The sequence below is a fragment of the Limnohabitans sp. 63ED37-2 genome, from assembly GCF_001412535.1.
In the GTDB taxonomy this organism is placed as follows: domain Bacteria; phylum Pseudomonadota; class Gammaproteobacteria; order Burkholderiales; family Burkholderiaceae_C; genus Limnohabitans_A.
Genome location: NZ_CP011774.1, coordinates 2,836,390 through 2,857,498, shown reverse-complemented (window position 1 = coordinate 2,857,498; position 21,109 = coordinate 2,836,390). Strand labels below are relative to the sequence as shown.

General features: G+C 59.1%; 20 protein-coding genes. 17 read left to right on the top strand and 3 right to left on the bottom strand.

Annotation, left to right across the window (positions count from 1 at the left end):
* Window positions 1–120 precede the first annotated feature (120 nt).
* The 3 genes from gyrB to dnaA form a co-directional block, all read right to left on the bottom strand.
* Window positions 121–2,724, bottom strand: coding sequence for a DNA topoisomerase (ATP-hydrolyzing) subunit B (gene gyrB / locus L63ED372_RS13480; RefSeq protein ID WP_062406612.1), 2,604 nt, complete (start codon window positions 2,722–2,724; stop codon window positions 121–123).
* Window positions 2,725–2,816: 92 nt separating this feature from the next.
* Complete coding sequence (gene dnaN, locus L63ED372_RS13475) at window positions 2,817–3,926, bottom strand: DNA polymerase III subunit beta (protein WP_062406610.1); 1,110 nt, start codon at window positions 3,924–3,926, stop codon at window positions 2,817–2,819.
* A gap of 150 nt (window positions 3,927–4,076) precedes the next feature.
* Window positions 4,077–5,477, bottom strand: coding sequence for a chromosomal replication initiator protein DnaA (dnaA, locus tag L63ED372_RS13470; protein WP_231624500.1), 1,401 nt, complete (start codon window positions 5,475–5,477; stop codon window positions 4,077–4,079).
* Between the two features lie 240 nt (window positions 5,478–5,717).
* Between dnaA and rpmH the strand changes: the two genes are divergently transcribed.
* The 17 genes from rpmH (at window position 5,718) to L63ED372_RS13380 (ending at window position 21,097) form a co-directional block, all read left to right on the top strand.
* The gene (rpmH, locus tag L63ED372_RS13460; protein ID WP_005798102.1) at window positions 5,718–5,852 is read left to right on the top strand and encodes a 50S ribosomal protein L34; all 135 of its coding nucleotides are present in this window, start codon (window positions 5,718–5,720) and stop codon (window positions 5,850–5,852) included.
* 67 nt (window positions 5,853–5,919) lie between these two features.
* Complete coding sequence (locus L63ED372_RS13455; protein WP_062408120.1) at window positions 5,920–6,357, top strand: ribonuclease P protein component; 438 nt, start codon at window positions 5,920–5,922, stop codon at window positions 6,355–6,357.
* The gene (gene yidD / locus L63ED372_RS13450) at window positions 6,357–6,629 is read left to right on the top strand and encodes a membrane protein insertion efficiency factor YidD (protein ID WP_197275371.1); all 273 of its coding nucleotides are present in this window, start codon (window positions 6,357–6,359) and stop codon (window positions 6,627–6,629) included. Before L63ED372_RS13455 ends, yidD begins: the two co-directional genes overlap by 1 nt.
* Window positions 6,626–8,320 (top strand): membrane protein insertase YidC, encoded by a 1,695-nt coding sequence (yidC, locus tag L63ED372_RS13445; protein WP_062406605.1) that lies wholly within the window; start codon window positions 6,626–6,628, stop codon window positions 8,318–8,320. Before yidD ends, yidC begins: the two co-directional genes overlap by 4 nt.
* 57 nt (window positions 8,321–8,377) lie before the next feature.
* On the top strand, window positions 8,378–9,790 hold the full coding sequence (mnmE, locus tag L63ED372_RS13440) for a tRNA uridine-5-carboxymethylaminomethyl(34) synthesis GTPase MnmE (protein WP_062406603.1): 1,413 nt from the start codon (window positions 8,378–8,380) through the stop codon (window positions 9,788–9,790).
* Window positions 9,791–9,931: 141 nt separating this feature from the next.
* Window positions 9,932–10,621, top strand: coding sequence for a GntR family transcriptional regulator (locus L63ED372_RS13435; protein WP_062408118.1), 690 nt, complete (start codon window positions 9,932–9,934; stop codon window positions 10,619–10,621).
* 26 nt (window positions 10,622–10,647) lie between these two features.
* Window positions 10,648–11,187 (top strand): VOC family protein, encoded by a 540-nt coding sequence (locus L63ED372_RS13430; protein WP_062406601.1) that lies wholly within the window; start codon window positions 10,648–10,650, stop codon window positions 11,185–11,187.
* Window positions 11,188–11,211: 24 nt separating this feature from the next.
* Window positions 11,212–12,078, top strand: coding sequence for a fumarylacetoacetate hydrolase family protein (locus L63ED372_RS13425; protein ID WP_062406599.1), 867 nt, complete (start codon window positions 11,212–11,214; stop codon window positions 12,076–12,078).
* Between the two features lie 14 nt (window positions 12,079–12,092).
* Window positions 12,093–13,088, top strand: coding sequence for a zinc-dependent alcohol dehydrogenase family protein (locus L63ED372_RS13420; protein WP_062406597.1), 996 nt, complete (start codon window positions 12,093–12,095; stop codon window positions 13,086–13,088).
* A 55-nt stretch (window positions 13,089–13,143) separates the two neighbouring features.
* Window positions 13,144–14,112, top strand: coding sequence for a tripartite tricarboxylate transporter substrate binding protein (locus L63ED372_RS13415; protein ID WP_062406594.1), 969 nt, complete (start codon window positions 13,144–13,146; stop codon window positions 14,110–14,112).
* Between the two features lie 19 nt (window positions 14,113–14,131).
* On the top strand, window positions 14,132–14,710 hold the full coding sequence (locus L63ED372_RS13410; protein WP_062406592.1) for an amino acid synthesis family protein: 579 nt from the start codon (window positions 14,132–14,134) through the stop codon (window positions 14,708–14,710).
* Between the two features lie 154 nt (window positions 14,711–14,864).
* A complete protein-coding gene (locus L63ED372_RS13405; RefSeq protein ID WP_062406590.1) occupies window positions 14,865–15,842 on the top strand; it encodes a fatty acid desaturase family protein in 978 nt (325 codons plus the stop codon).
* Window positions 15,843–15,865: 23 nt separating this feature from the next.
* Window positions 15,866–16,648 (top strand): SDR family NAD(P)-dependent oxidoreductase, encoded by a 783-nt coding sequence (locus L63ED372_RS13400; protein ID WP_062406588.1) that lies wholly within the window; start codon window positions 15,866–15,868, stop codon window positions 16,646–16,648.
* Between the two features lie 34 nt (window positions 16,649–16,682).
* Window positions 16,683–18,212 (top strand): AMP-binding protein, encoded by a 1,530-nt coding sequence (locus L63ED372_RS13395; protein WP_062406587.1) that lies wholly within the window; start codon window positions 16,683–16,685, stop codon window positions 18,210–18,212.
* 165 nt (window positions 18,213–18,377) lie between these two features.
* Window positions 18,378–19,154: an ABC transporter ATP-binding protein gene (locus L63ED372_RS13390; RefSeq protein WP_062406585.1), complete on the top strand. Its 777-nt coding sequence runs from the start codon at window positions 18,378–18,380 to the stop codon at window positions 19,152–19,154.
* A complete protein-coding gene (locus tag L63ED372_RS13385; protein WP_062406583.1) occupies window positions 19,147–19,857 on the top strand; it encodes an ABC transporter ATP-binding protein in 711 nt (236 codons plus the stop codon). Before L63ED372_RS13390 ends, L63ED372_RS13385 begins: the two co-directional genes overlap by 8 nt.
* Window positions 19,858–19,882: 25 nt before the next feature.
* Entirely contained in the window at window positions 19,883–21,097 is a 1,215-nt protein-coding gene (locus L63ED372_RS13380) for an ABC transporter substrate-binding protein (RefSeq protein ID WP_062406580.1), read from the top strand.
* Window positions 21,098–21,109: the final 12 nt, after the last annotated feature.

Genomic DNA, 21,109 nt, shown 5'->3' with positions numbered 1-21,109 from the left:
CAGGGCCGGACAGGCCCGTACAAAGTAAAAACAGACACCACACTGGCAGGTGTGGCATGGGGTGCGCCGCGCCACGCGCACAGAACGCGTGGCAGGGCGGCTTCATTCAACCTATAAAGGTCAAATATCGATGTTGCCCGCCCGCAGCGCGTTGGCTTCGATGAAGTTGCGGCGTGGCTCGACTTCGTCGCCCATGAGCATGGTGAACACGCGGTCGGCTTCGATGGCGTCGTCGATCTGCACGCGCAGCAGGCGGCGCACGGTGGGGTCCATGGTGGTTTCCCACAGCTGGGCGGGGTTCATCTCGCCCAGGCCTTTGTAGCGCTGGCGGCTGGTGGTGCGTTCGGCTTCGCTGATGAGCCAATGCATGGCCTGACGGAAGTCGCCCACTTTTTCTTCTTTCTGGCGCTCGCCTTCACCGCGGCTGGCTTTGGCACCTTCGCCTAGCAAACCGCGGAAGGTCTCAGCCGCTTCGGCCAGAGCCCCGTAGTCGGCGCCGTGCACAAAGTCTTGCGTGATGATGCTGCTCTTGATGTTGCCGTGGTGGCGGCGGCTGATGCGCAGAATCGGTTTGTCGGTGCGCACGTCAAACTCGGCGCTCACTTCGGCCGGAATGCCGGTGGTGTTGAGTTCGCGCAGTTTGGCTTGAAGCGCAGGGGCGCAGGCCGCAGCTTGCTCCAAGGTGTCGAGGTTGAGCGACACGCCGTCGGCCATGGCCCGCAGGGCCTCGGCGTCCATGAAGTTGGAGAGGCGTGCAATGACGTGTTCGGCCACTTGGTGTTTGCGGGCCAGGGCTTCAAGCGTCTCGCCTGTGAGCACTTGCGGCGCAGCGCCGCCCGTGCTGATGCTGGCGTCTTTGAGCGCGATGCGCAGCAAGAAGCCGTCGAGCGCTGGGCCGTCTTTCAGGTAAAGCTCTTCTTTGCCAGCCTTGACTTTGTAGAGTGGCGGCTGGGCGATGTAGATGTGGCCACGCTCCACCAGGTCGGGCATCTGGCGGTAGAAGAAGGTCAGCAGCAGAGTGCGGATGTGCGCGCCGTCCACGTCGGCGTCGGTCATGATGATGATGCGGTGGTAGCGCAGTTTGTCGACGTTGAAGTCGTCGGTGCCGCTCTTGCCCGATTCGGCGCTGGCCTTGCCAATGCCGGTGCCCAAGGCGGTGATCAGTGTGACGATTTCGTTGCTGGTGAGCAGCTTTTCATAGCGGGCTTTTTCCACGTTCAGGATCTTGCCGCGCAGAGGCAAGATGGCTTGGAATTTGCGGTCGCGGCCTTGCTTGGCCGAGCCTCCGGCCGAATCTCCCTCGACGATGTAGATTTCGCACAGGGACGGGTCTTTTTCTTGGCAGTCGGCCAGTTTTCCGGGCAGGCCCATGCCGTCGAGCACGCCTTTGCGGCGTGTCATTTCGCGGGCTTTACGGGCGGCTTCGCGGGCGCGGGCGGCTTCCACAATCTTGCCGCAGATGATCTTGGCGTCGTTGGGGCGCTCTTCCAAAAAGTCGGTCAGGGCTTTGGCCACGATGTCTTCCACCGGGGCACGCACTTCGCTCGACACCAGCTTGTCTTTGGTCTGGCTGGAGAACTTGGGCTCGGGCACTTTCACGCTCAACACGCAGCACAGGCCTTCGCGCATGTCGTCGCCGCTGACTTCGACTTTTTGCTTTTTGGCGATCTCGTTTTTCTCGATGTACTTCGCGATCACGCGGGTCATCGCGGCACGCAGGCCAGTCAGGTGGGTACCACCGTCACGCTGCGGGATGTTGTTGGTGAAGCACAGCACGTTCTCGTTGTAGCCGTCGTTCCACTGCATGGCCACCTCCACACCGATGCTGGTGCCGGGGATGCCGCCGTAGCTGTCGGCTGGGCGCTCGCCGTTGGCATGGAAGGCGTTGGGGTGCAACACTTTTTTATTGGCATTGATGAAGTCCACAAAGCCTTTGACGCCACCTGCGCCAGAGAAGTCGTCTTCTTTGCCGCTGCGCTCGTCTTTGAGGCGGATGCGCACGCCGTTGTTCAAGAAGGACAACTCGCGCAAACGCTTGGCCAAAATCTCGTAATGGAAATCGGTGTTCTGCGTGAAGATTTCCACGTCAGGCAAGAAATGCACTTCGGTGCCGCGCTTGTCGGTGGCACCCGTCACTCGCATGGGCGAGACTTCAACGCCGTCCACCGTCTCGAGCAAACGATTTTGCACAAAGCCTTTGGCAAAGTCGATCTGGTGCACTTTGCCTTCGCGACGCACCGTCAGGCGCAACCACTTGCTCAAGGCGTTCACGCAAGACACACCCACGCCGTGCAAACCGCCCGAGACCTTGTAGCTGTTTTGGTTGAACTTGCCGCCTGCATGCAGTTCGGTCAAAGCGATCTCAGACGCACTGCGCTTGGGCTCGTGCTTGTCGTCCATCTTCACGCCCGTGGGGATGCCGCGACCGTTGTCTGTCACGCTGATGGAGTTGTCACTGTGGATGGTGACGACGATGTCGTCGCAGTGGCCCGCCAGCGCTTCGTCAATCGAGTTGTCCACCACCTCGAACACCAAGTGGTGCAGGCCCGTGCCGTCAGAGGTGTCACCGATGTACATGCCGGGGCGCTTGCGCACCGCTTCTAGGCCTTCCAGAATCTGGATGGAGCCTTCGCCGTAGCCTTCGGATGCGCCCGCTTGGTTGGCATCGATTTTGGGTTGCGCGGTGGTGAACGCTTCTTCGCTGGGGTTGATGTCGTCGGTCATGTTCAATTTTCTCTGTCGCTTGAATGGCCGAAACCCGCGAAGGGTCGCGGGTTTCGATATGGGGCCTTAAGTGGCCATCAAGGGTTTTCGCCTTAAATGCGCATCGGCATCACCACATATTTGAAGTTGTCGTTCTCGGGGATCGTGATCAGCGCCGAGCTGTTGCCATCGGCCAGATCGATGCGGACCATGTCCTGGCCCATGTTGCTGAGCACGTCGATGATGTAGGTCACGTTGAAGCCGATCTCGATGGCGTCACCGCCGTAATCGATGTCGAGTTCGTCCACGGCTTCTTCCTGCTCGGCGTTGGTTGACGCCACACGCAGCGTGCCGGGCTCCAGATTCAGGCGCACGCCTTTGAACTTGTCGCTGGTCAGGATGGCGGTGCGTTGCAAGCAAGACAAGAGTGCCTGGCGGCCCAGCGTCAGGTTGTTGCGGTGGCCCTTGGGGATGACGCGGTTGTAGTCGGGGAACTTGCCCTCGACCAGCTTGGTCACGAACTCCATGCCGTCAAAACTGAACTTGGCTTGGTTGTTGGCGAACTGCATCTCGATCGCGCCGTCGGCGTCGGACAGCAAGCGCTGCAGCTCGAGCACGGTTTTGCGCGGCAAGATGACTTCTTGTTTGGTGGGCACTTCCACGTCGAGTGTGGCTGCGGTGAAGGCCAGACGGTGGCCGTCGGTGGCGACCAAGCTCAAGCGGTTGCCTTCGGCCACAAACAAAATGCCGTTGAGGTAGTAACGGATGTCGTGCACGGCCATGGCAAACGAGACTTGCCCCAGCAATTGCTTGAGGGTCTTTTGCGGCACGCTGAACACGGGGCCGAAGCTGGCGGCTTCTTGCACCAGCGGGAAGTCTTCTGCGGGCAAGGTCTGCAAGGTGAACTTGGACTTGCCGCCCTTCAAGATCAGCTTGGCTTGCGACGATTCGAGGCTGACGGTTTGGTCAGCGGGCATGGTGCGCAAAATGTCGATGAGCTTGCGGGCGCCCACGGTGGTGGTGAAGTCGCCTGGGTCGCCGTCCATCTCGGCGGTGGTGCGGATCTGGATTTCGAGGTCGCTGGTGGTCAGCTGCACGGCGTGGCCGGTTTTTCGGATCAGCACGTTGGCCAGCACCGGCAGGGTGTGGCGGCGCTCGACAATGCCGGACACAGATTGCAGGACCGACAGCAATTTGTCTTGGGTGGCCTTCAGGACGATCATTTGTCTACCTTTGGTGGTTTTTGTCACCGCAGCTCAGCGCTGGGTGAATTTTTCGCAACAGCATGCATTTTCGCTGTTTTTTGGGTCCAAAACGGCCTGCAAGGTGTGCAAATCACCTAAAACGGGGGGCCGGGATGGGTTCATGGCGTTTCAACCCTTGAGGGATTGCTCCAGAACGTGCAATTGCTGGTTCAACTCGGTCAGCTGCTGGCGTTCAGCGCTGATCTTGCGCACCGCGTGCAGCACCGTGGTGTGGTCGCGCCCGCCAAACAGCTCGCCGATCTCCGGCAGGCTCTTTTGGGTCATTTCCTTGGCCAGGTACATGGCAATTTGGCGCGGGCGTGCGATGCTGGCCGGGCGCTTCTTGCTGTACATGTCGGCGACTTTGATCTTGTAGTAATCGGCCACCGTTTTTTGGATGTTTTCAACGCTGATCTGGCGGTTCTGAATCGACAGCAGGTCGCGCAGGGCATCGCGGGCCAGCTGGATGGAGATGTCTTTCTGGTTGAAGCGTGAATAAGCCAGGATTTTGCGCAAGGCCCCTTCGAGCTCGCGCACGTTGGAGCGCACGTTCTTGGCCACAAAAAACGCCACATCCTCGGGCATCTCGCTGCCCTCGCTGATGGCTTTGTTGATCAAAATCGCTACCCGCATCTCGAGCTCCGGGGGCTCCATGGCCACCGTCAGGCCCGAGTCAAAGCGCGAGACCAGGCGCTCATGGATGTCGGCCAAGCCCTTGGGGTAGGTGTCGCTGGTCATCACAATGTGCGATTTTTTGGCCAGCAGGGCCTCGAAGGCGTTGAAGAATTCTTCTTGGGTGCGGTCTTTGTTGGCAAAGAACTGGACGTCGTCGATCAGCAACAAATCGAGCGAGTGGTAGTGGTGTTTGAACTCGTCAAACGTCTTGCGTTGATAGGCTTTAACCACATCCGACACAAACTGTTCAGCGTGGATGTACAAAACCTTGGCGTCTGGGCGGTCGGCCAGCAGCTTGTTGCCAATGGCATGCATCAGGTGGGTCTTGCCCAAACCCACGCCGCCATAGATGAACAAGGGGTTGTAGAGTTGACCCGGCGAGCCCGAGACGTGCATGGCTGCAGCACGCGCCATGCGGTTGGCGGTGCCCTCGACCAGGTTGTCAAAATTCAGGGCGCTGTTGAGGCGATTGCGGAAGGTGTTGGCCACAGCCTCATCGGGCACCGGGATAGGCTCGGCTGAAGCTTCCATCGAGGAAGGTGTGGAGGCTTTTGCTGGCTTTATGCCACCTTCACGCGGAGTGATCGCTAACTCAATCTTGACCGGGTGACCTTGCAAATTCTCCAGCAAGGCCGCCAGACGGCTGGCATATTGGGCGCGAACCCAGTCGAGTTTGAAGCGGTTGGCCACAAACAAAGTGACACTTTGCTGGTCATCCGAGACCTGCGCACTCAGTGGTTTGATCCAGGTGTTGAACTGCTGCTCGGGCAGTTCACGAGCGAGCTCTTCGACGCAGGTTTGCCACAGCGATTGGCCTGCATCCATTTGAAATTCTGGGGTGATTCCCTCGGGCATGTATTACTTTTTATTGTGGACAGTGGGGATCTGAAACGGCAGTGTGGGGAACTTTATCAAGAGCTTATCCACATGCCGATGGGGGTCGGGAGGGCGATCATAAACCACATCGATCCGATTGAACTCCGGACTCACCCTGATGGTCGAAAATACAGTTAATTTGCCGGGCTCGCGAAAGTTTGCGATAATCTTGGGTTTCGCCCAACGCTGATTCATGGCATTGGGCACAAAGGAACAGTTATGAAACGCACCTACCAACCCTCCAAGACACGTCGCGCCCGTACCCATGGCTTTCTGGTTCGCATGAAGACCCGTGGTGGCCGCGCCGTGATCAATGCACGCCGCGCCAAAGGCCGCAAGCGTCTGGCTGTCTAATGCCTTTTCAACCGTCTGGCTGTGGCCTGACGCCACTTCGGGCGGTTGATTCCAGGGTTTGGCCATCGTGCAGCGTTTAAAGACACGCCCACAATTTCAGGCCGCCCTGGCGGGTGGAACAGTCTCGCGCACAGCGCATTTTGCGTTGCATCGCCTGACACTGACCCGCCCATCTGACACCCCCTTGGCGCCAGCCGAACAGGTCGGGCCTGCACCTTCACAGGAGCAGGCCCTTTTTGGCTTGTTTGACGTTTGGTTGGGTGCCATGGTGCCCAAACGCTGGGCGCGTCGCGCCGTCACGCGCAATGCCATCAAGCGCCAGATCTATAACGTGAGCGAGCGCTTTGGCGATCGCCTGCCTGTGGCTGCCCATGTGGTGCGCTTGCGCACGACGTTCGATCGCCAACAATTCATCAGCGCCACCTCCGAGCCCCTGAAGCTGGCGGTGCGGCAGGAGCTGGAACAATTGTTTGAGCGTGCAGCGCTTTCCGAGGTGCACACATGATCATTCAACGCTTGTTGATGGGTGTGGTGCGCGGCTACCGTTTGTTGCTGAGCCCCTGGCTGGGATCGTCGTGCCGCTTTGAGCCCACTTGTTCGGCTTATGCCTTGCAAGCCTTGGGGCAACATGGTGCGGCCAAGGGTGGCTACCTGACGGTGCATCGCTTGGTGCGCTGTGGTCCTTGGTGCTCTGGTGGCCACGACCCGGTTCCCTCCCGGGCGCCTCGCTTGTTCTCCGATTTGTTTTCCCCTACTTCGTCAAAGAAGACCCCATGAACGATATCCGTCGCACCATCCTTTGGGTGATTTTTGGTTTTTCCATGGTCCTGTTGTGGGACCAGTGGCAGCTGTACAACGGCCACAAGGCCACTTTCTTTCCGAAGCCTGAAGTAGCGGCTTCTGCCAAAACACCTGCGGCATCTGCTGCCAGTGCCAATGCCGTGCCCACCGCGACCGCTGCCCCTGCGGCGGTGACAGCCACACCTGGCCAGGTGCCCACTTCCGTGCCTGCTGCCCCAGCGGCACCGCGCGAGAAAATCGAGGTGGTGACCGATGTCCTGAAGCTCAGCTTTGACACCGAAGGGGGCACCTTGGTGCGCACCGAGTTCACCCAACACGCTGACTTTGTCGACAGCACCAAGCCTTTTGTCTTTCTGGACCAAAGCAGCAGCCGCGTTTATGTGGCCCAAACTGGCTTGATTGGCGGTGACTTTCCGACGCACAAATCGCCCATGAAGTTCAGCGGCGAACGCAGTCTCAAGGACGGCCAGAACGAGTTGACCTTGCGCTTCGAGTCCGATGTGATCAATGGTGTCAAATTGGTCAAGACTTACACCCTCAAGCGCGGCAGTTACGCCATCGGCGTTACGCACGAAGTGGTCAACACCGGCACCACCAACGTGTCGCCTCAGCTGTATTTGCAATTGGTGCGTGACGGCAACAAGCCAGAGGGCGAGTCGGCTTTCTATTCGACCTTCACAGGCCCCGCCATTTATACCGAGGCCAAGAAGTACCAGAAGGTCGAATTCAGCGACATCGAAAAGAACAAAGCCGAAATCGACAAGTCATCGCCCAATGGTTATGTGGCCATGGTGCAGCACTACTTTGCAACGGCCTGGTTGCTGGCCGACGGCATTCAGCGTGAAAACTTCGTGCGCAAGGTCGACACCAACCTGTATGCCGTGGGCATGATCACCCCTGTGGCCGATGTGGCCCCGGGACAATCCAAGAGCGTGAGCACCCAATTGTTCAGTGGCCCCCAAGAAGAGAAAGTCCTGGAAGCCCTGGCCCCTGGCCTGGACTTGGTGAAGGATTACGGCTGGTTGGCCATGCTGTCCAAGCCTTTGTACTGGTTGCTCGACAAACTGTTCAGCTTCATACAGAACTGGGGCTGGTCGATCGTGGCGTTGGTGCTCTTGCTCAAGATCGCTTTCTACTGGCTCAATGCCAAGGCGTATTCGAGCATGGCCAAGATGAAAGCCATCAACCCCAAGATCATGGAGATGCGCGAGCGCCTGAAGAACGACCCACAAAAAATGCAGCAGGAGATGATGCGCATTTACCGTGAAGAAAAAGTCAACCCCATGGGCGGCTGCTTCCCGATCATGGTTCAGATTCCCGTGTTCATTGCGCTGTACTGGGTGCTGTTGTCCAGCGTTGAGATGCGCAATGCGCCTTGGGTTCTCTGGATTCAGGATCTGTCTGCACCCGACCCTTATTACATCTTACCCTTGGTCATGACCTTGACCACCTTGTTGCAAACGGCGCTCAACCCCGCACCGCCGGACCCGATGCAAGCCAAGCTGATGTGGTTCATGCCGCTGATCTTCTCGGTCATGTTCTTCTTCTTCCCGGCTGGTTTGGTCTTGTACTGGATCACCAACAACATCTTGTCGATTGCGCAGCAGTGGGTGATCAACACCCGCATGGGCGTACCGCCGCAGTTCAATTTGCCCAAGTTCAAGTAATCCCAAAAAAGGGCCGCGCAAGCGGCCTTTTTTTGCTTCACCTCTCCTGACACCCTCATGCTCGCCAGACACCAAGAACCCATTGTTGCCATCGCCACCGCCCCCGGTCGTGGCGCGGTGGGCATCGTGCGGGTGTCGGGCCGACAACTGTCGTCGCTGATTCTGGCGCTGTGCGGGCGACCACTCAAACCTCGAGAGGCCACTTACCTGCCTTTTGCAGATGCCGATGGCAGCCCCATCGACCACGGTTTGGCTTTGCACTTTGTGGCGCCGCATTCGTTCACGGGCGAAGATGTGCTGGAACTGCAGGCCCACGGTGGCACGGTGGTTTTGCAGCTGCTGGTGGCGCGTTGCCTGCAAGCAGCTGCGGAAACCGACCCGACCACAGGCCAGCCCCGTTTGGCGGGTCTGCGCGTGGCGCAACCGGGCGAGTTTTCTGAACGCGCTTTTTTGAACGACAAGATCGACTTGGCGCAGGCCGAGGCGATTGCCGACTTGATCGACGCCAGCACCGAAGCCGCAGCCAGAAGCGCCAGCCGCTCTTTGGCAGGTGACTTCTCCAAAGAAATCCAAGTGCTGCGCGATGCGCTGATCCACCTGCGCATGCTGGTCGAGGCCACGCTGGACTTCCCTGAGGAAGAGATCGACTTTTTGCAAAAAGCCGATGCACAAGGACAATTGACGCGCTTGCAAGCGGCCTTGATGACGGTGCTGGGCAAAGCCCGGCAAGGCGCTTTGCTGCGCGAGGGTATCAAGGTGGTGATTGCGGGCCAGCCCAATGCGGGCAAGAGCTCGCTGCTCAACGCACTGGCCGGGGCCGAGCTGGCCATCGTCACGCCCATTGCCGGCACCACGCGTGATGTGGTGCAGCAAACCATTCAGATCGAAGGCGTGCCGCTGCATGTGATCGACACCGCAGGGCTGCGCGAAGGCGAAGGCGTGGACGAGGTGGAGCAAATTGGCATCGCACGCGCTTGGGGGCAAATTGAAGACGCCGATGCCGTGCTGTTTTTGCACGACCTCACGCGCGTGGGCTTGCCCGATTACGACACGGCCGATGCCGACATTTCCGCCGCCCTGCAAAGCCGTTTGCCTACCAGCGTGGCGGTGATCAACGTGTGGAACAAGGCCGATGCGGCCCATGCTTTGCAAGAACGCCGGGGCTTGACGCTCTCGGCCAAAACAGGCGAAGGCCTGCAAGCCCTGCGCCAGCAACTGCTGCAACAAGCCGGTTGGCAACAAGCCAGCGAAGGCCTGTTCATCGCCCGCGAACGCCATGTGCAAGCCCTGCACCGCGTGCGCGAGCACCTGGAAGTGGCCGATGCGCATTTGGCAGCGCAAGCGCAAAACCTCGACCTGTTGGCCGAAGAACTTCGCTTGGGCCAAAACGCCCTCAACGAGATCACGGGCGAATTCAGCGCCGACGATTTGCTGGGCGTGATCTTTTCAAGCTTTTGCATCGGCAAGTAAGCCGCAGCGGTGGTTGCCACCCGGGCTTGTGACGCTTGGAAACCATCTCCCCTTCCCGCATTCTTGTTGAACCTAGCCACCCATTTGATTAGGGTTTGCGTGGGTGCGTTCGCGGCTATTTTTGTGCACAATTTCAAAATCATGCAAGAAATAGCTTCCAGCACCACCGTCTCTGAGCAAGCCTTCCAGGCTTTGCGCCTGGACGTTTTGTCCGGCCGCCATGTGCCCGAGAGCAAACTCAAAGTGGATGCCCTGCAACAGCAATATGGCTTTTCCAGCAGCCCTCTGCGCGAAGCCTTGAACCGCTTGGTACAAGAGGGCTTGGTCAAAGCCGACGAGCGCAAAGGCTTCAGAGTGGCTGCCATATCACCAGACGATCTGGCCGACATCACCAAAATGCGCCTGATGCTCGACGTGACCGCGCTGCACGAATCGATCCAACACGGCGACGACGCTTGGGAAGCCAACATTGTGGCGAGCTTTCACCGCCTCGAAAAAATCGAGTCCCGCCTGCCACAAGGGCCCGTCGTGTTGGATGCCGAGTGGAGTCAGCGCCACCGGGACTTTCACATGTCACTGATTGCCGCCTGCCCCTCTGAGCGCCAACTGGCTTGGAGCATGAGCTTGTTTGACCAGGCTGAGCGCTATCGCCATTTCGCCGCACGCAACCGTACGGTGCTCAAAAAGAAAGACGCTGAGCACCGCGCCTTGATGAAGGCTGTGGTGCGGCGAGATGCGGCCACCGCCGCCCAAATGCTGAGCGAACACATTGCGGGGACACAAACGAATGTATTGGCCGCTTTTGCTCTGATGCAAAAAAATCGCAACTGATTTTTAACCTTCAACCCAAAGACCACATGCTGCAAGTCACAAAACCCACCCCTTCTCATTTCGGCATCTATGTTTGGGATGTCGACAAAATGGTCAACTTCTACACCTCGGTTTTTGGCATGGTGGTCAATGACCGAGGGGTCGGAAAAACCTTCAAAGCCCCCTTGGTTTTTTTGAGTTCGACACCCGATCAACACCACCAGTTGGTCATCGCGGGTGGACGTCCACCAGAGGCCACCTTCAGCACGGTGATGCAACTGTCTTTTGCAGTGCCGTCCATCCAGTCGCTGCGCGATTTACGTGACAAAGCCATGGCCTTGGGCGCAACCAAGGTGATGCCCATGAACCACGGCAATGCACTGTCGGTTTACTTTGCAGATCCTGAAGGCAACACGGTGGAGACCTACATCGACATGCCTTTTTACATCTCTCAGCCACACGGCGATCCGCTCGACCTGAGCCAAGACGATGCCACCATCCTGCGCGAAACCGAAGCGATCTGCCGCAGTGACCCCAGCTTCATGCCGATTGATCAATGGCAAGCGCAATTTCTTCAAAAAATCTAAACCCATTTCACCCAAGGAACTCTCATGAAACTACTCTCCTTTGTACACCAAGGCCGCGAAACCTGGGGCGCCGTGACGGGCCCCGACACCGTGGTGGATCTGGGTCAAGCGATGCCGCAATTTGCCACGCTCACCGACTACATCGCCTCCGGTGCTTACCTCCAAGCGAAGCACGATGCGGCCCAACAAAAGACGTCCATTGCCATGGGCGACATCACCTTCTTGCCGGTCATCCCCAAACCAGAAAAGATCGTGTGTGCCGTGCGCAACTACATGGACCACCACCAAGAGGTTTTGGCTGCGGGCATGCACCGCGAACTGTCCGAAGAGCCGCCGATTTTTCTTCGCGTTTGGCGCTCACAGGTCGCGCATGGCCAACCCATCATTTGCCCCAAGGTCTCGGGTTCGCTCGACTGGGAAGGCGAATTGGCCGTGATCATCGGCAAAGAAGGCCGCAACATCTCTGAAGCCGATGCGTTTGACCATGTGGCGGGCTACTCTTGCTATAACGATGGCAGCATCCGCGAATGGCAATTCCACGCCAAGCAAATCGCATCGGGCAAAAACTTCGAGTCCACCGGCGGCTTTGGCCCCTGGATGGTCACCGCTGACGAAATCACACCCAACCAAGAGCTGAAGCTGATCACACGCTTGAATGGCGAAGTGGTGCAGTCCAGCCACACCGGGCACATGATCTTCCCGATCGCCAAGCTGATCAGCTACGCCTCCACCATTTTCACCTTGGTGCCCGGCGACGTGATCGCCACCGGCACACCCGCTGGTGTGGGCTGGAGCCGCAAGCCGCAATGGTTCATGAAGCCCGGCGATGTGTGCGAGGTGGAGATCGAAGGCATTGGCACTTTGGTCAACCCCATCGCCGCACAAGCCTAAGCGCCAGCCTGAACATGAAAGCGATCCAAGTCCATGTGCCTGGTGGCCCCGAAAACCTGCTGGAGGTGAATCTTCCAGAGCCGGTGGCCGGTCGTGGACAGGTTCGCGTCAAGGCCAGCACCATCGGGGTGGGTCGCCCGGATGTGCTGCTGCGCAAAGGCACCTACAAATGGATGCCACCACTGCCAGCCATTCCGGGCGCCGAATTGGCGGGTGTGGTGGACGCGGTGGGTGAGGGCGTCACGTCTTGGCAAGTGGGTGACCGCGTGCTGGTGAGTGCCCGAGAGTTGCCCCAACGAGGCGGCTGTTACGCAGAAGCCATCGTGGTGCCCGAAGATGCGCCCTACCGATTACCGGACACCGTCTCTTTTGACGATGCGGTGAGTCTGCCCAATTTGCAGCTGGCTTTGGCGCTATTGCAAATCGCAGGACCCACCAACGCAGACCCATCCTATGTGTTGATCACCGGCGCCTCGGGCGGTGTGGCGGGCATGTTGTGCCAGGTGGCCAAACTCCAAGGCTTTGTCACCATTGGCACCAGCAGAAGCCGTGATAAAGCAGAGTTTGCTTTGGCGCATGGCTTTGACCATGTCATTTGCACCGACGAGGAAACAAGCAAAGACCGCCTGGAGCACATCACACATGGCAAGGGCTTGAATCTGGTGTTCGACCACTTGGGCGGGCAAAGTTTGATCAACGGGCTCAAGAGCCTTGCCCCGTTTGGCACGCTGGTGTCCTACAACATCGTGCAGGGCCCGCCCACCGAAGACACCTTCCAGGTGATGCGCCAATTGCTGGAAAAAAGCTTGGCCATCCGTTGCTTTTCCATGCACACCTTCGATGCAGACCGAGACACACGACGCGGGCTGATGAAGGAGGCCATCGCGTTTTTGGCGCAGCGACGCGTCAGCTTTTCGCCCCCTCAGATTTTCAAGCTCAGCGAGGTCCAAAAAACCCACGTTTTGCTTGACCAAGGTCTTGTCAGCGGCAAGCTGGTCATGCACCCATGACCTGCCGCTGAACCCGTGCATTTGACAGTGATATTTTCATAACCAGGAGACAAAAATGATTCGCCGACAACTTCTCGCCACGTTGACCCTCACCGCCTTGACCCTGCCAGGGGTCGCGCTGGCACAAGCCTATCCAGACCGTCCCATCAAGATCATGCAAGGCTTTGCACCCGGTGGCAACGCCGACAACATTGCCCGAACTGTGGGCATGGAAATGAGCAAGGGCTTGGGCCAAAACATCGTGGTCGAAGCTCAAGCAGGTGCAGGGGGCACCATTGCAGCCACCACCGTCGCCAAGTCCAGGCCCGATGGCTACACCTTGCTGTTGGCCACGGGCGGGCACGCGGTGGCTGGCGCTTTGTACAACAACTTGGCTTACCGCACGGTACAAGACTTTGAGATGGTCAGTACCATCACTTACTTCCCGTTTTTGGTGGTGGTTCCAGCGAATAGCAAGTACCCGAACCTGACGGCATTGTTGGCCGCAGCCAGAGCGAACCCCACCGAGTTGAGCTATGGAACGGCGGGGATCGGATCCACCCACCATCTGGCAGGTGAGTTGCTCGCCAGCATGTCCAAAACAAAGCTGCTGCATGTGCCGTTCAGAGGCGATTCGGCTTCGTTGACTGCGCTGCTAGGGGGCGAAATTCCGATGATCATCGCCCCGCCCACAGCGGTGTTGGCGAACATCAAAGCTGGAAAACTCAAGGCCATTGCCACCACGGGCCCCCAAAGATGGCAGGGACTCCCCGATGTCCCTACAGCGGCGGAGCAAGGGGTCGCCGGTTATGACGTCCAATCGTGGGCTGGCCTGATGGCACCCGTGGGCACACCACGGCCTGTGGTGGATCGCCTGAATGCCGAATTGCAAAAAGCATTGCTGGTCCCAGCAGTGAAAGCGCGACTTGAAGAAATGGGAGGAGAGGTTCGCGGCAGCACATCTGATGAAATGCGGACCATGGTCGCCAACCAAACCCAAAAATGGATTCAAGTGGTGAACGAAGCCAAGATTCCCAAAAACTAATCCGACACAAAATCACGCCATGTCCCTGATCCAAATCCGCAAACGCAGTCTGACCATCGAAACCACGTACCACGAAGGTGGCCCAGTTTCCGACCAGCCCTTGAAACTTGCCGCAGCTTGTGCGGTGATTCAAAACCCCTACGCAGGCCGCTATGAGCCTGACCTCAAGCCCTTCATGGCCGAGCTCAGGTCTTTAGGGACGCTGCTCGCGCAGGAGCTGATTGACACATTGGGTAAAGACAACATCGAGGTGTACAGTAAAGCGGCCATCGTGGGGGTCAATGGCGAGATGGAACACGGCGCTGTCTGGCACGAGGCAGGGGGTTGGGCCATGCGTTCTTTGCTGGGTGACCCCAAAGCCATCGTCCCTGCCAGTAAAGTTGTCGCCAGTGCCGGTTACCGTTTGATGGTGCCCGTCCATTACATCCACGCTTGTTATGTGCGCAGCCATTTCAACAGCATGGAAGTGGGCATCCAAGACGCCCCTCGGCCCAATGAAATTTTGTTTGCCTTGGTCATGGGAACGGGTGGCCGCATCCACTCGCGACTCGGTGGTTTGACCAAGGAAGCGGTTTCGGTCCACGACGGTCAACGCTGAAGCATCTGTGAAAACAGTCGGCTGGGATGGGTTTAAACAGCCCATCCCGGAAAACTTCGGCGCCTCAGTGGGGGCCTGCATCAATCGGTCACGCCTGTGACTGTTTGTGTGCATCGATGGGTACAAGATGTGCATCTTTGCCCATCGACTTGTCATGACCACCGACACCCAGCCCAGTCTGAGCCCCGAACAAGACGCGTATTTGCGTGAGCGCTCGGACTGGATGGGCGCGTATTTGGTGTTGCACGCTTGGGGCGTGATCGCCTTGGCCATGGCCGTCTTCATCGCCTGGCCCAATCCCTTGAGCTTTGTGGTGGCCGTCGTTGTCATCGGTGGGCGGCAGCTGGGTTTGGCGATCTTGATGCACGACGCGGCGCACCGCGCCTTGTTCAAGAACACCCGGCTCAACGACACACTGGGCGCGTTTTTGTGCGGCTGGCCTGTCGGTGCAAGCCTCACCCTTTACCGCCCCTACCACCTGAGCCACCACCGCCACACCCAACAAGCCGAAGACCCCGACCTGATTTTGTCGGCGCCATTCCCGATCACGAAACAAAGCTTTTGGCGCAAGATGCGGCGCGACATTCTGGGCATCACCGGTTACCAGCGGCGCCTGGAATTTTTCCGAATGGAGATGGGTGACAGCCCCAGCCGCTGGCAGCGTGTAAAGAAACTGTGGGCCGCAGAAAAATACTTTTTCTTGAGCAACCTGGCCATCTTGGCCGTCACGACCGCAGCGGGGGTGTGGTGGGCCTACTTTTTGCTGTGGCTCCTGCCCTTGCTGACCTGGTACCAAGTCATCAGCCGTGTGCGCAACATCGCCGAGCATGCAGTGGTCGGCAACAACGATGACCGCTTGCGCAACACCCGCACCACGCTGACGAATTGGGGCATGCGCATGGTGCTGGCGCCGTACTGGGTCAACTACCACCTGGAACACCACCTGTTTGTTTTTACCCCCTGCTGGAAGCTGCCTGCTGCCCACCGCATGCTGATGGCGCAAGGCTTTGGCCCGCGCATGGAGCTGGCCCAGGGTTATCTGGCGGTGCTGCGCCAAGCCGTGTCCAAGCCGCACGACGGCCCCAAACACGGCAAGACGGGCGACCCACGCAAACACGCGGCGCTCATCTGAGCGCCCCAACCCAAGGATTGAACATGGCACACCGACTCGACCAACAAGTGGCCATCGTGACCGGCGCAAGCCGTGGTATCGGCCGTGCGATTGCCGAGGCTTATGCGGCCGAAGGTGCCAGTTTGTGCCTGATCGCCACCGACACGGCACGCTTGCAGGAAGTCAAAGACAGCCTAGGCCTGCCCGCCGAGCGCATCATGACTTTGGGCCTGAACGTGACCGAGCGTGACGCCTGTTTTGCGGCCGTGGCACAAGTTGAAGAGCGCTTTGGGCGCGTCGACGTGCTGGTCAACAACGCGGGGGTGTACCGGGCCAAGCCTTTCCTCGACTACGCACCGCAGGACTTTCAGGACATGCTCGATGTGAACCTGTTTGGTGCGCTGCACTTCATGCAGGCGTGCCTGCCGGGCATGCAGGCACGTCGGCACGGGCGCATCGTCAACATCGCTTCCACAGCGGGCAAATGGGGCTCGCGCAACCAAAGCGCCTACAACGTCAGCAAGCACGCGGTGGTGGGCCTGACGCGCTGCGTGGCGCTCGAGGCCAGCCCACACGCGGTGACCGTGAATGCCATCTGCCCCGGCTTTGTGCAGACCGACATGGTGGAAACACTGAAGGCACAGGTCGCACAAAGTTCAGGCATAAGCGGCGACGACATGGTCAAGGCCGCTTTGGCGCGGGTGCCGCTGGGGCGGGTGCTGAACCCAGACGAGATCGCTGCACTGGCGGTCTACCTGGGCTCTCACGAGTCTCGCGGCATGACAGGGCAGTCCATCTTGCTCGATGGTGGCATGGTCCTGGTCTAGTGATCGCATCGATTCGACTCTCTTCCCACATCACATGAACATCGCCCTCTGGTTGGCCCGCAGCGCCGAACGTTACCCGCAACAAGCGGCCATTGCATACGGCACGCAGGTTTGGTGCAACTACGCGCAATTTGCTCAACGCGCTGCGCGTACGGCCCATTGGCTGCAGGCCCAAGGTGTGCAGCCCGGCGACCGCGTGATGCTGTTCTTGTACAACTCGCCGGACTATTTGCCGCTGATGTGGGGCATCTGGTGGGCCGGTGCGGTGGCGGTGCCGGTCAACGCCAAGTTGCACGAACGCGAAGCCGCGTGGATCGCCCAGCACGGCGAAGCACGCATCGCATTTTGCGACAGCAAGCGGGAAAACGATTTCACTCAAGCGCTGCGCGAAATCGGCGTTAACACAGGTGTCGCGGCCAGTACTGCCTTCATGTTGCAAGAGGACGCCCCACAGCTGCCTTTGCAAGTGCGAAGCGACGACGACCCGGTCTGGTTGTTCTACACCAGTGGCACCACCGGCCGCCCCAAGGGTGTGGTGCTGTGCGCCCGCCAGTTGCGTAGCTGCACGCTGGCGTATTTCGGCTCGGTGCAATCGGTGGAGCGCGGCGACACCATGCTGCACCCCGCGCCCCTCTCGCATGGCGGCGGCATGTACCACTTGCCGTATGTGCTGAACGCGGGCTTGAACGTGGTGCCCCGATCCGACGGGTTTGACCCGCACGAAGCCCTGGCGCTGGCCGCGCACTGGCAGCGGGCCTCATTTTTTGCAGCCCCCACCATGGTGCGGCGGCTGGTGGACGCGGCACGCACCTTGCCCGAGCGGCCGCAGGGCCTGGCCACCATCGTGTATGGCGGCGGCCCCATGTATCTGGCCGACATCGAAGAGGCGTTGCAAGTCATCGGCCCGCACTTTGCGCAGATCTATGGCCAAGGCGAATGCCCCATGACCATCAGCGTCTTGCCCAAGAGCGATGTGCTGGACACCCGCCACCCACGCTGGCGTGAACGCCTGGCCTCGGTGGGCCACGTACAGGCCATGGTTGAGGTGAGGATTTGCGACAAGGCGGGTGCCGAACTGCCCGTGGGCGAAGTGGGTGAGATTTGTGTGCGCAGCGAGTTGGTCATGGCCGGTTATTGGCGTGACCCCGAGGCCACCGCCAAAGCGATTCGCAATGGCTGGTTGCAAACCGGCGATGTGGGCCGCCTGGATGCCGACGGCTACTTGAGCTTGCTCGACCGTTCCAAGGACATGGTGATCAGCGGTGGCACCAACATCTACCCACGCGAAGTGGAAGAAGCCTTGCTCACCCATCCGCAGGTGGCCGAGGTCTCGGTGATCGGCCGTCCCGACCCCGAGTGGGGCGAAGTGGTGGTGGCTTTTGTCGTGTGCCGCACAGTCCTGAGCGTGGCGGAGTTGGACGCGCATTGCCTGTCTCAGGTCGCACGCTTCAAGCGCCCCAAGCACTACCACTTGGTGCAGAGCTTGCCCAAGAATAACTACGGCAAGGTGCTCAAAACAGAGCTGCGCACCCTGGATGCGCAGCACCTGCAAACCAAGGCATGACTTCAACCATAAGGTCGCGGGCGTCATGACACCCGTGACTTGTGCGTGACAGACGCCTGCGTGACAAGACTCCGGGATTACCATGACACGAAACTGACGCTCGCCCTCCACAATTTGGACGCTATCCAAGTCACTGTCGACGAACAATGAACAAGAGCCCTCCAGATGTCCAGCAATTTCATTCTTGAAACCCGAGAGCTTGTCAAAGAGTTCAAGGGCTTCGTTGCCGTCAACGGCGTGAGCCTGAATGTGCAGCGTGGTCACATCCACGCGCTGATAGGCCCCAACGGCGCAGGCAAGACCACCGTCTTCAACCTGCTGACGAAGTTCCTGATTCCGACCCGTGGACAGATCCTGTTCAATGGTCATGACATCACCCCAGAAAAGCCCTCCCAGGTAGCGCGGCGCGGCATCGTGCGGTCGTTCCAGATCTCTGCCACCTTCCCCAACCTCACGGTGATGGAGAACGTGCGCATTGGCTTGCAACGTGCCACCGGCACCTCGATGCATTTCTGGCGTTCCGAGCGCAGCCTGAATCAGCTCAACGACAAGGCCATGGCATTGCTCGACCAAGTCGATTTGGGCAATATGGCCGACCTGACGGCGGTGGAGTTGCCTTATGGCCGCAAGCGTGCCTTAGAGATCGCCACCACGCTGGCCATGGACCCCGAGCTGATGCTGCTGGACGAGCCCACACAGGGCATGGGCCACGAGGACGTGGACCGCGTGACCCAGCTGATCAAAAAAGTAGGAGCCAATCGCACCATCTTGATGGTGGAGCACAACATGAATGTGGTGTCCAAAATCGCAGACACCATCAGTGTCTTGCAACGCGGACAAGTGATTGCAGAAGGACCTTACGCCGTGGTGTCGCAAAACCCCCAAGTGCTCGAAGCCTACATGGGCACGACCGATAACCAACTGGAGGGGGCCCATGGCTGAGTCCAAAGAATTCCTGCGCATCAGCAACCTGCAGTCCTGGTACGGCGAGTCGCACATCCTGCACGGGGTGGACATGACTGTGAACGAGGGCGAGGTGGTGACCTTGCTGGGCCGCAATGGTGCCGGGCGCACCACCACCATCAAGTCCATCTTGGGCTTGGTCGGTCGGCGAACAGGCTCGATCACCATCAAGGGCCAGGAAACGGTGAACTGGGCGCCGCACCAGATTGCCAAACTCGGCATTGGTTATTGCCCAGAAGAGCGTGGCATTTTTTCGGCACTGACCTGCGAAGAGAACCTGCTGCTGCCACCCGTCATTGCCCCCAACGGCATGTCGGTTGAAGAAATCTACGAGATGTTCCCTAACCTGCTGGAGCGCCGCAACAGCCCTGGCACACGCTTGTCCGGTGGCGAGCAGCAGATGCTGGCTGTGGGCCGCATCCTGCGCACAGGTGCACGCTTTTTGTTGCTCGACGAAATCTCCGAAGGCCTGGCGCCTGTGATCGTGCAGGCGCTGGCCCGCATGATCACCGCCCTCAAGGCCAAGGGCTTCACCATCATCATGGTGGAGCAAAACTTCCGGTTTGCCGCGCCTTTGGCAGACCGCTTCTACGTCATGGAACATGGTCAGATGGTGGAGAGCTTTACCTCACAAGAGCTGTCCTCGAAGATGGGCATGTTGAACGAGTACCTGGGTGTGTGATTTTTTTCTAACTGGAGACAACACGATGAAACGCAAACTTCTTTCCCTCGCCGCCGTGGCCGCTTGCGCCTTTGCAGGCTCAGCCCAAGCACAGATCTCTGACGGCATCGTCAAGATCGGTGTGATGAACGACATGTCGGGCCTGTATTCAGACATCACCGGCCCCGGCTCGGTGACTGCGGCCCGCATGGCTGTGGAGGACTACATCAAGGCGACCAAGAGCACGCTCAAAGTCGAAATCGTCAGTGCTGATCACCAGAACAAACCGGACGTGGGCTCCAACGTGGCGCGTCAATGGTTTGACACGGACAAGGTCGACATGATCGCCGACGTGCCCACATCGTCTGTGGGTTTGGCCGTGGCCAAAATTGCCAGCGACAAGGGCAAACTGCACGTTAACTCCGGCTCGGCCACTGCCGACCTGTCGGGCAAGGCCTGCAACGCCAACACCATCCACTGGGCTTATGACACCTGGATGCTGGCCAACGGCACCGGTAAAGCGATTGTCAAAAGCGGCGGCAACACCTGGTTCTTCCTGACCGCTGACTACGCTTTCGGCCACGCCCTGGAGCGCGACACCGAAGCCGTGGTGACCAAGAACGGTGGCCGGGTGGTGGGCAAGGTCCGCACACCGTTCCCAACACAGGACTTCTCTTCTTTCTTGCTGCAGGCCCAAGCCTCCAAAGCCAAGATCATTGGCCTGGCCAACGCCGGTGGTGACACCACCAACTCCATCAAGCAAGCCGCTGAATTCGGCATCACCAAGGGCGGCCAGAACCTGGCGGGCTTGCTGGTGTTCCTGCCCGACGTGCATTCGCTGGGTCTGAACATCGCTCAAGGTTTGATGTTGACCGAAACCTTCTATTGGGACTTGAACGACAACACCCGCGCTTTCTCCAAGCGTTTTGCAGCAGCTCAAGGCGGCAAGATGCCTTCGATGGTGCAAGCCGGTGTTTACTCCAGCGTGATCCACTACCTGAAGGCCGTGGACGCAGCCAAGACCGATGATGGCACCAAGGTCGCCGCCAAGATGAAAGAGCTGCCGACCGACGATCCGATTTTCGGCAAGGGCTCGGTCCGCCCCGACGGTCGCAAGATCCACCCGGCCTACCTGTTTGAGGTGAAAAAGCCAGCCGAGTCCAAGGGCCCTTACGACTACTACAAGCTGGTCGCCACGATCCCGGCCAACGAGGCATTCCGCCCCTTGGCTGAGAGCGAGTGCCCGCTGGTCAAGAAGTAATTCCATCCCTTT

Excerpts from the sequence above, each read along its gene's own strand:
- gyrB (WP_062406612.1), bottom strand. The coding sequence starts at position 2,724 with ATGACCGACGACATCAACCCCAGCGAAGAAGCGTTCACCACCGCGCAA.
- dnaN (WP_062406610.1), bottom strand. The coding sequence starts at position 3,926 with ATGATCGTCCTGAAGGCCACCCAAGACAAATTGCTGTCGGTCCTGCAA.
- dnaA (WP_231624500.1), bottom strand. The coding sequence starts at position 5,477 with ATGCCCGAGGGAATCACCCCAGAATTTCAAATGGATGCAGGCCAATCG.
- rpmH (WP_005798102.1), top strand. The coding sequence starts at position 5,718 with ATGAAACGCACCTACCAACCCTCCAAGACACGTCGCGCCCGTACCCAT.
- yidC (WP_062406605.1), top strand. The coding sequence starts at position 6,626 with ATGAACGATATCCGTCGCACCATCCTTTGGGTGATTTTTGGTTTTTCC.
- mnmE (WP_062406603.1), top strand. The coding sequence starts at position 8,378 with ATGCTCGCCAGACACCAAGAACCCATTGTTGCCATCGCCACCGCCCCC.
- L63ED372_RS13435 (WP_062408118.1), top strand. The coding sequence starts at position 9,932 with ATGCAAGAAATAGCTTCCAGCACCACCGTCTCTGAGCAAGCCTTCCAG.
- L63ED372_RS13430 (WP_062406601.1), top strand. The coding sequence starts at position 10,648 with ATGCTGCAAGTCACAAAACCCACCCCTTCTCATTTCGGCATCTATGTT.
- L63ED372_RS13425 (WP_062406599.1), top strand. The coding sequence starts at position 11,212 with ATGAAACTACTCTCCTTTGTACACCAAGGCCGCGAAACCTGGGGCGCC.
- L63ED372_RS13420 (WP_062406597.1), top strand. The coding sequence starts at position 12,093 with ATGAAAGCGATCCAAGTCCATGTGCCTGGTGGCCCCGAAAACCTGCTG.
- L63ED372_RS13415 (WP_062406594.1), top strand. The coding sequence starts at position 13,144 with ATGATTCGCCGACAACTTCTCGCCACGTTGACCCTCACCGCCTTGACC.
- L63ED372_RS13410 (WP_062406592.1), top strand. The coding sequence starts at position 14,132 with ATGTCCCTGATCCAAATCCGCAAACGCAGTCTGACCATCGAAACCACG.
- L63ED372_RS13405 (WP_062406590.1), top strand. The coding sequence starts at position 14,865 with ATGACCACCGACACCCAGCCCAGTCTGAGCCCCGAACAAGACGCGTAT.
- L63ED372_RS13400 (WP_062406588.1), top strand. The coding sequence starts at position 15,866 with ATGGCACACCGACTCGACCAACAAGTGGCCATCGTGACCGGCGCAAGC.
- L63ED372_RS13395 (WP_062406587.1), top strand. The coding sequence starts at position 16,683 with ATGAACATCGCCCTCTGGTTGGCCCGCAGCGCCGAACGTTACCCGCAA.
- L63ED372_RS13390 (WP_062406585.1), top strand. The coding sequence starts at position 18,378 with ATGTCCAGCAATTTCATTCTTGAAACCCGAGAGCTTGTCAAAGAGTTC.
- L63ED372_RS13385 (WP_062406583.1), top strand. The coding sequence starts at position 19,147 with ATGGCTGAGTCCAAAGAATTCCTGCGCATCAGCAACCTGCAGTCCTGG.
- L63ED372_RS13380 (WP_062406580.1), top strand. The coding sequence starts at position 19,883 with ATGAAACGCAAACTTCTTTCCCTCGCCGCCGTGGCCGCTTGCGCCTTT.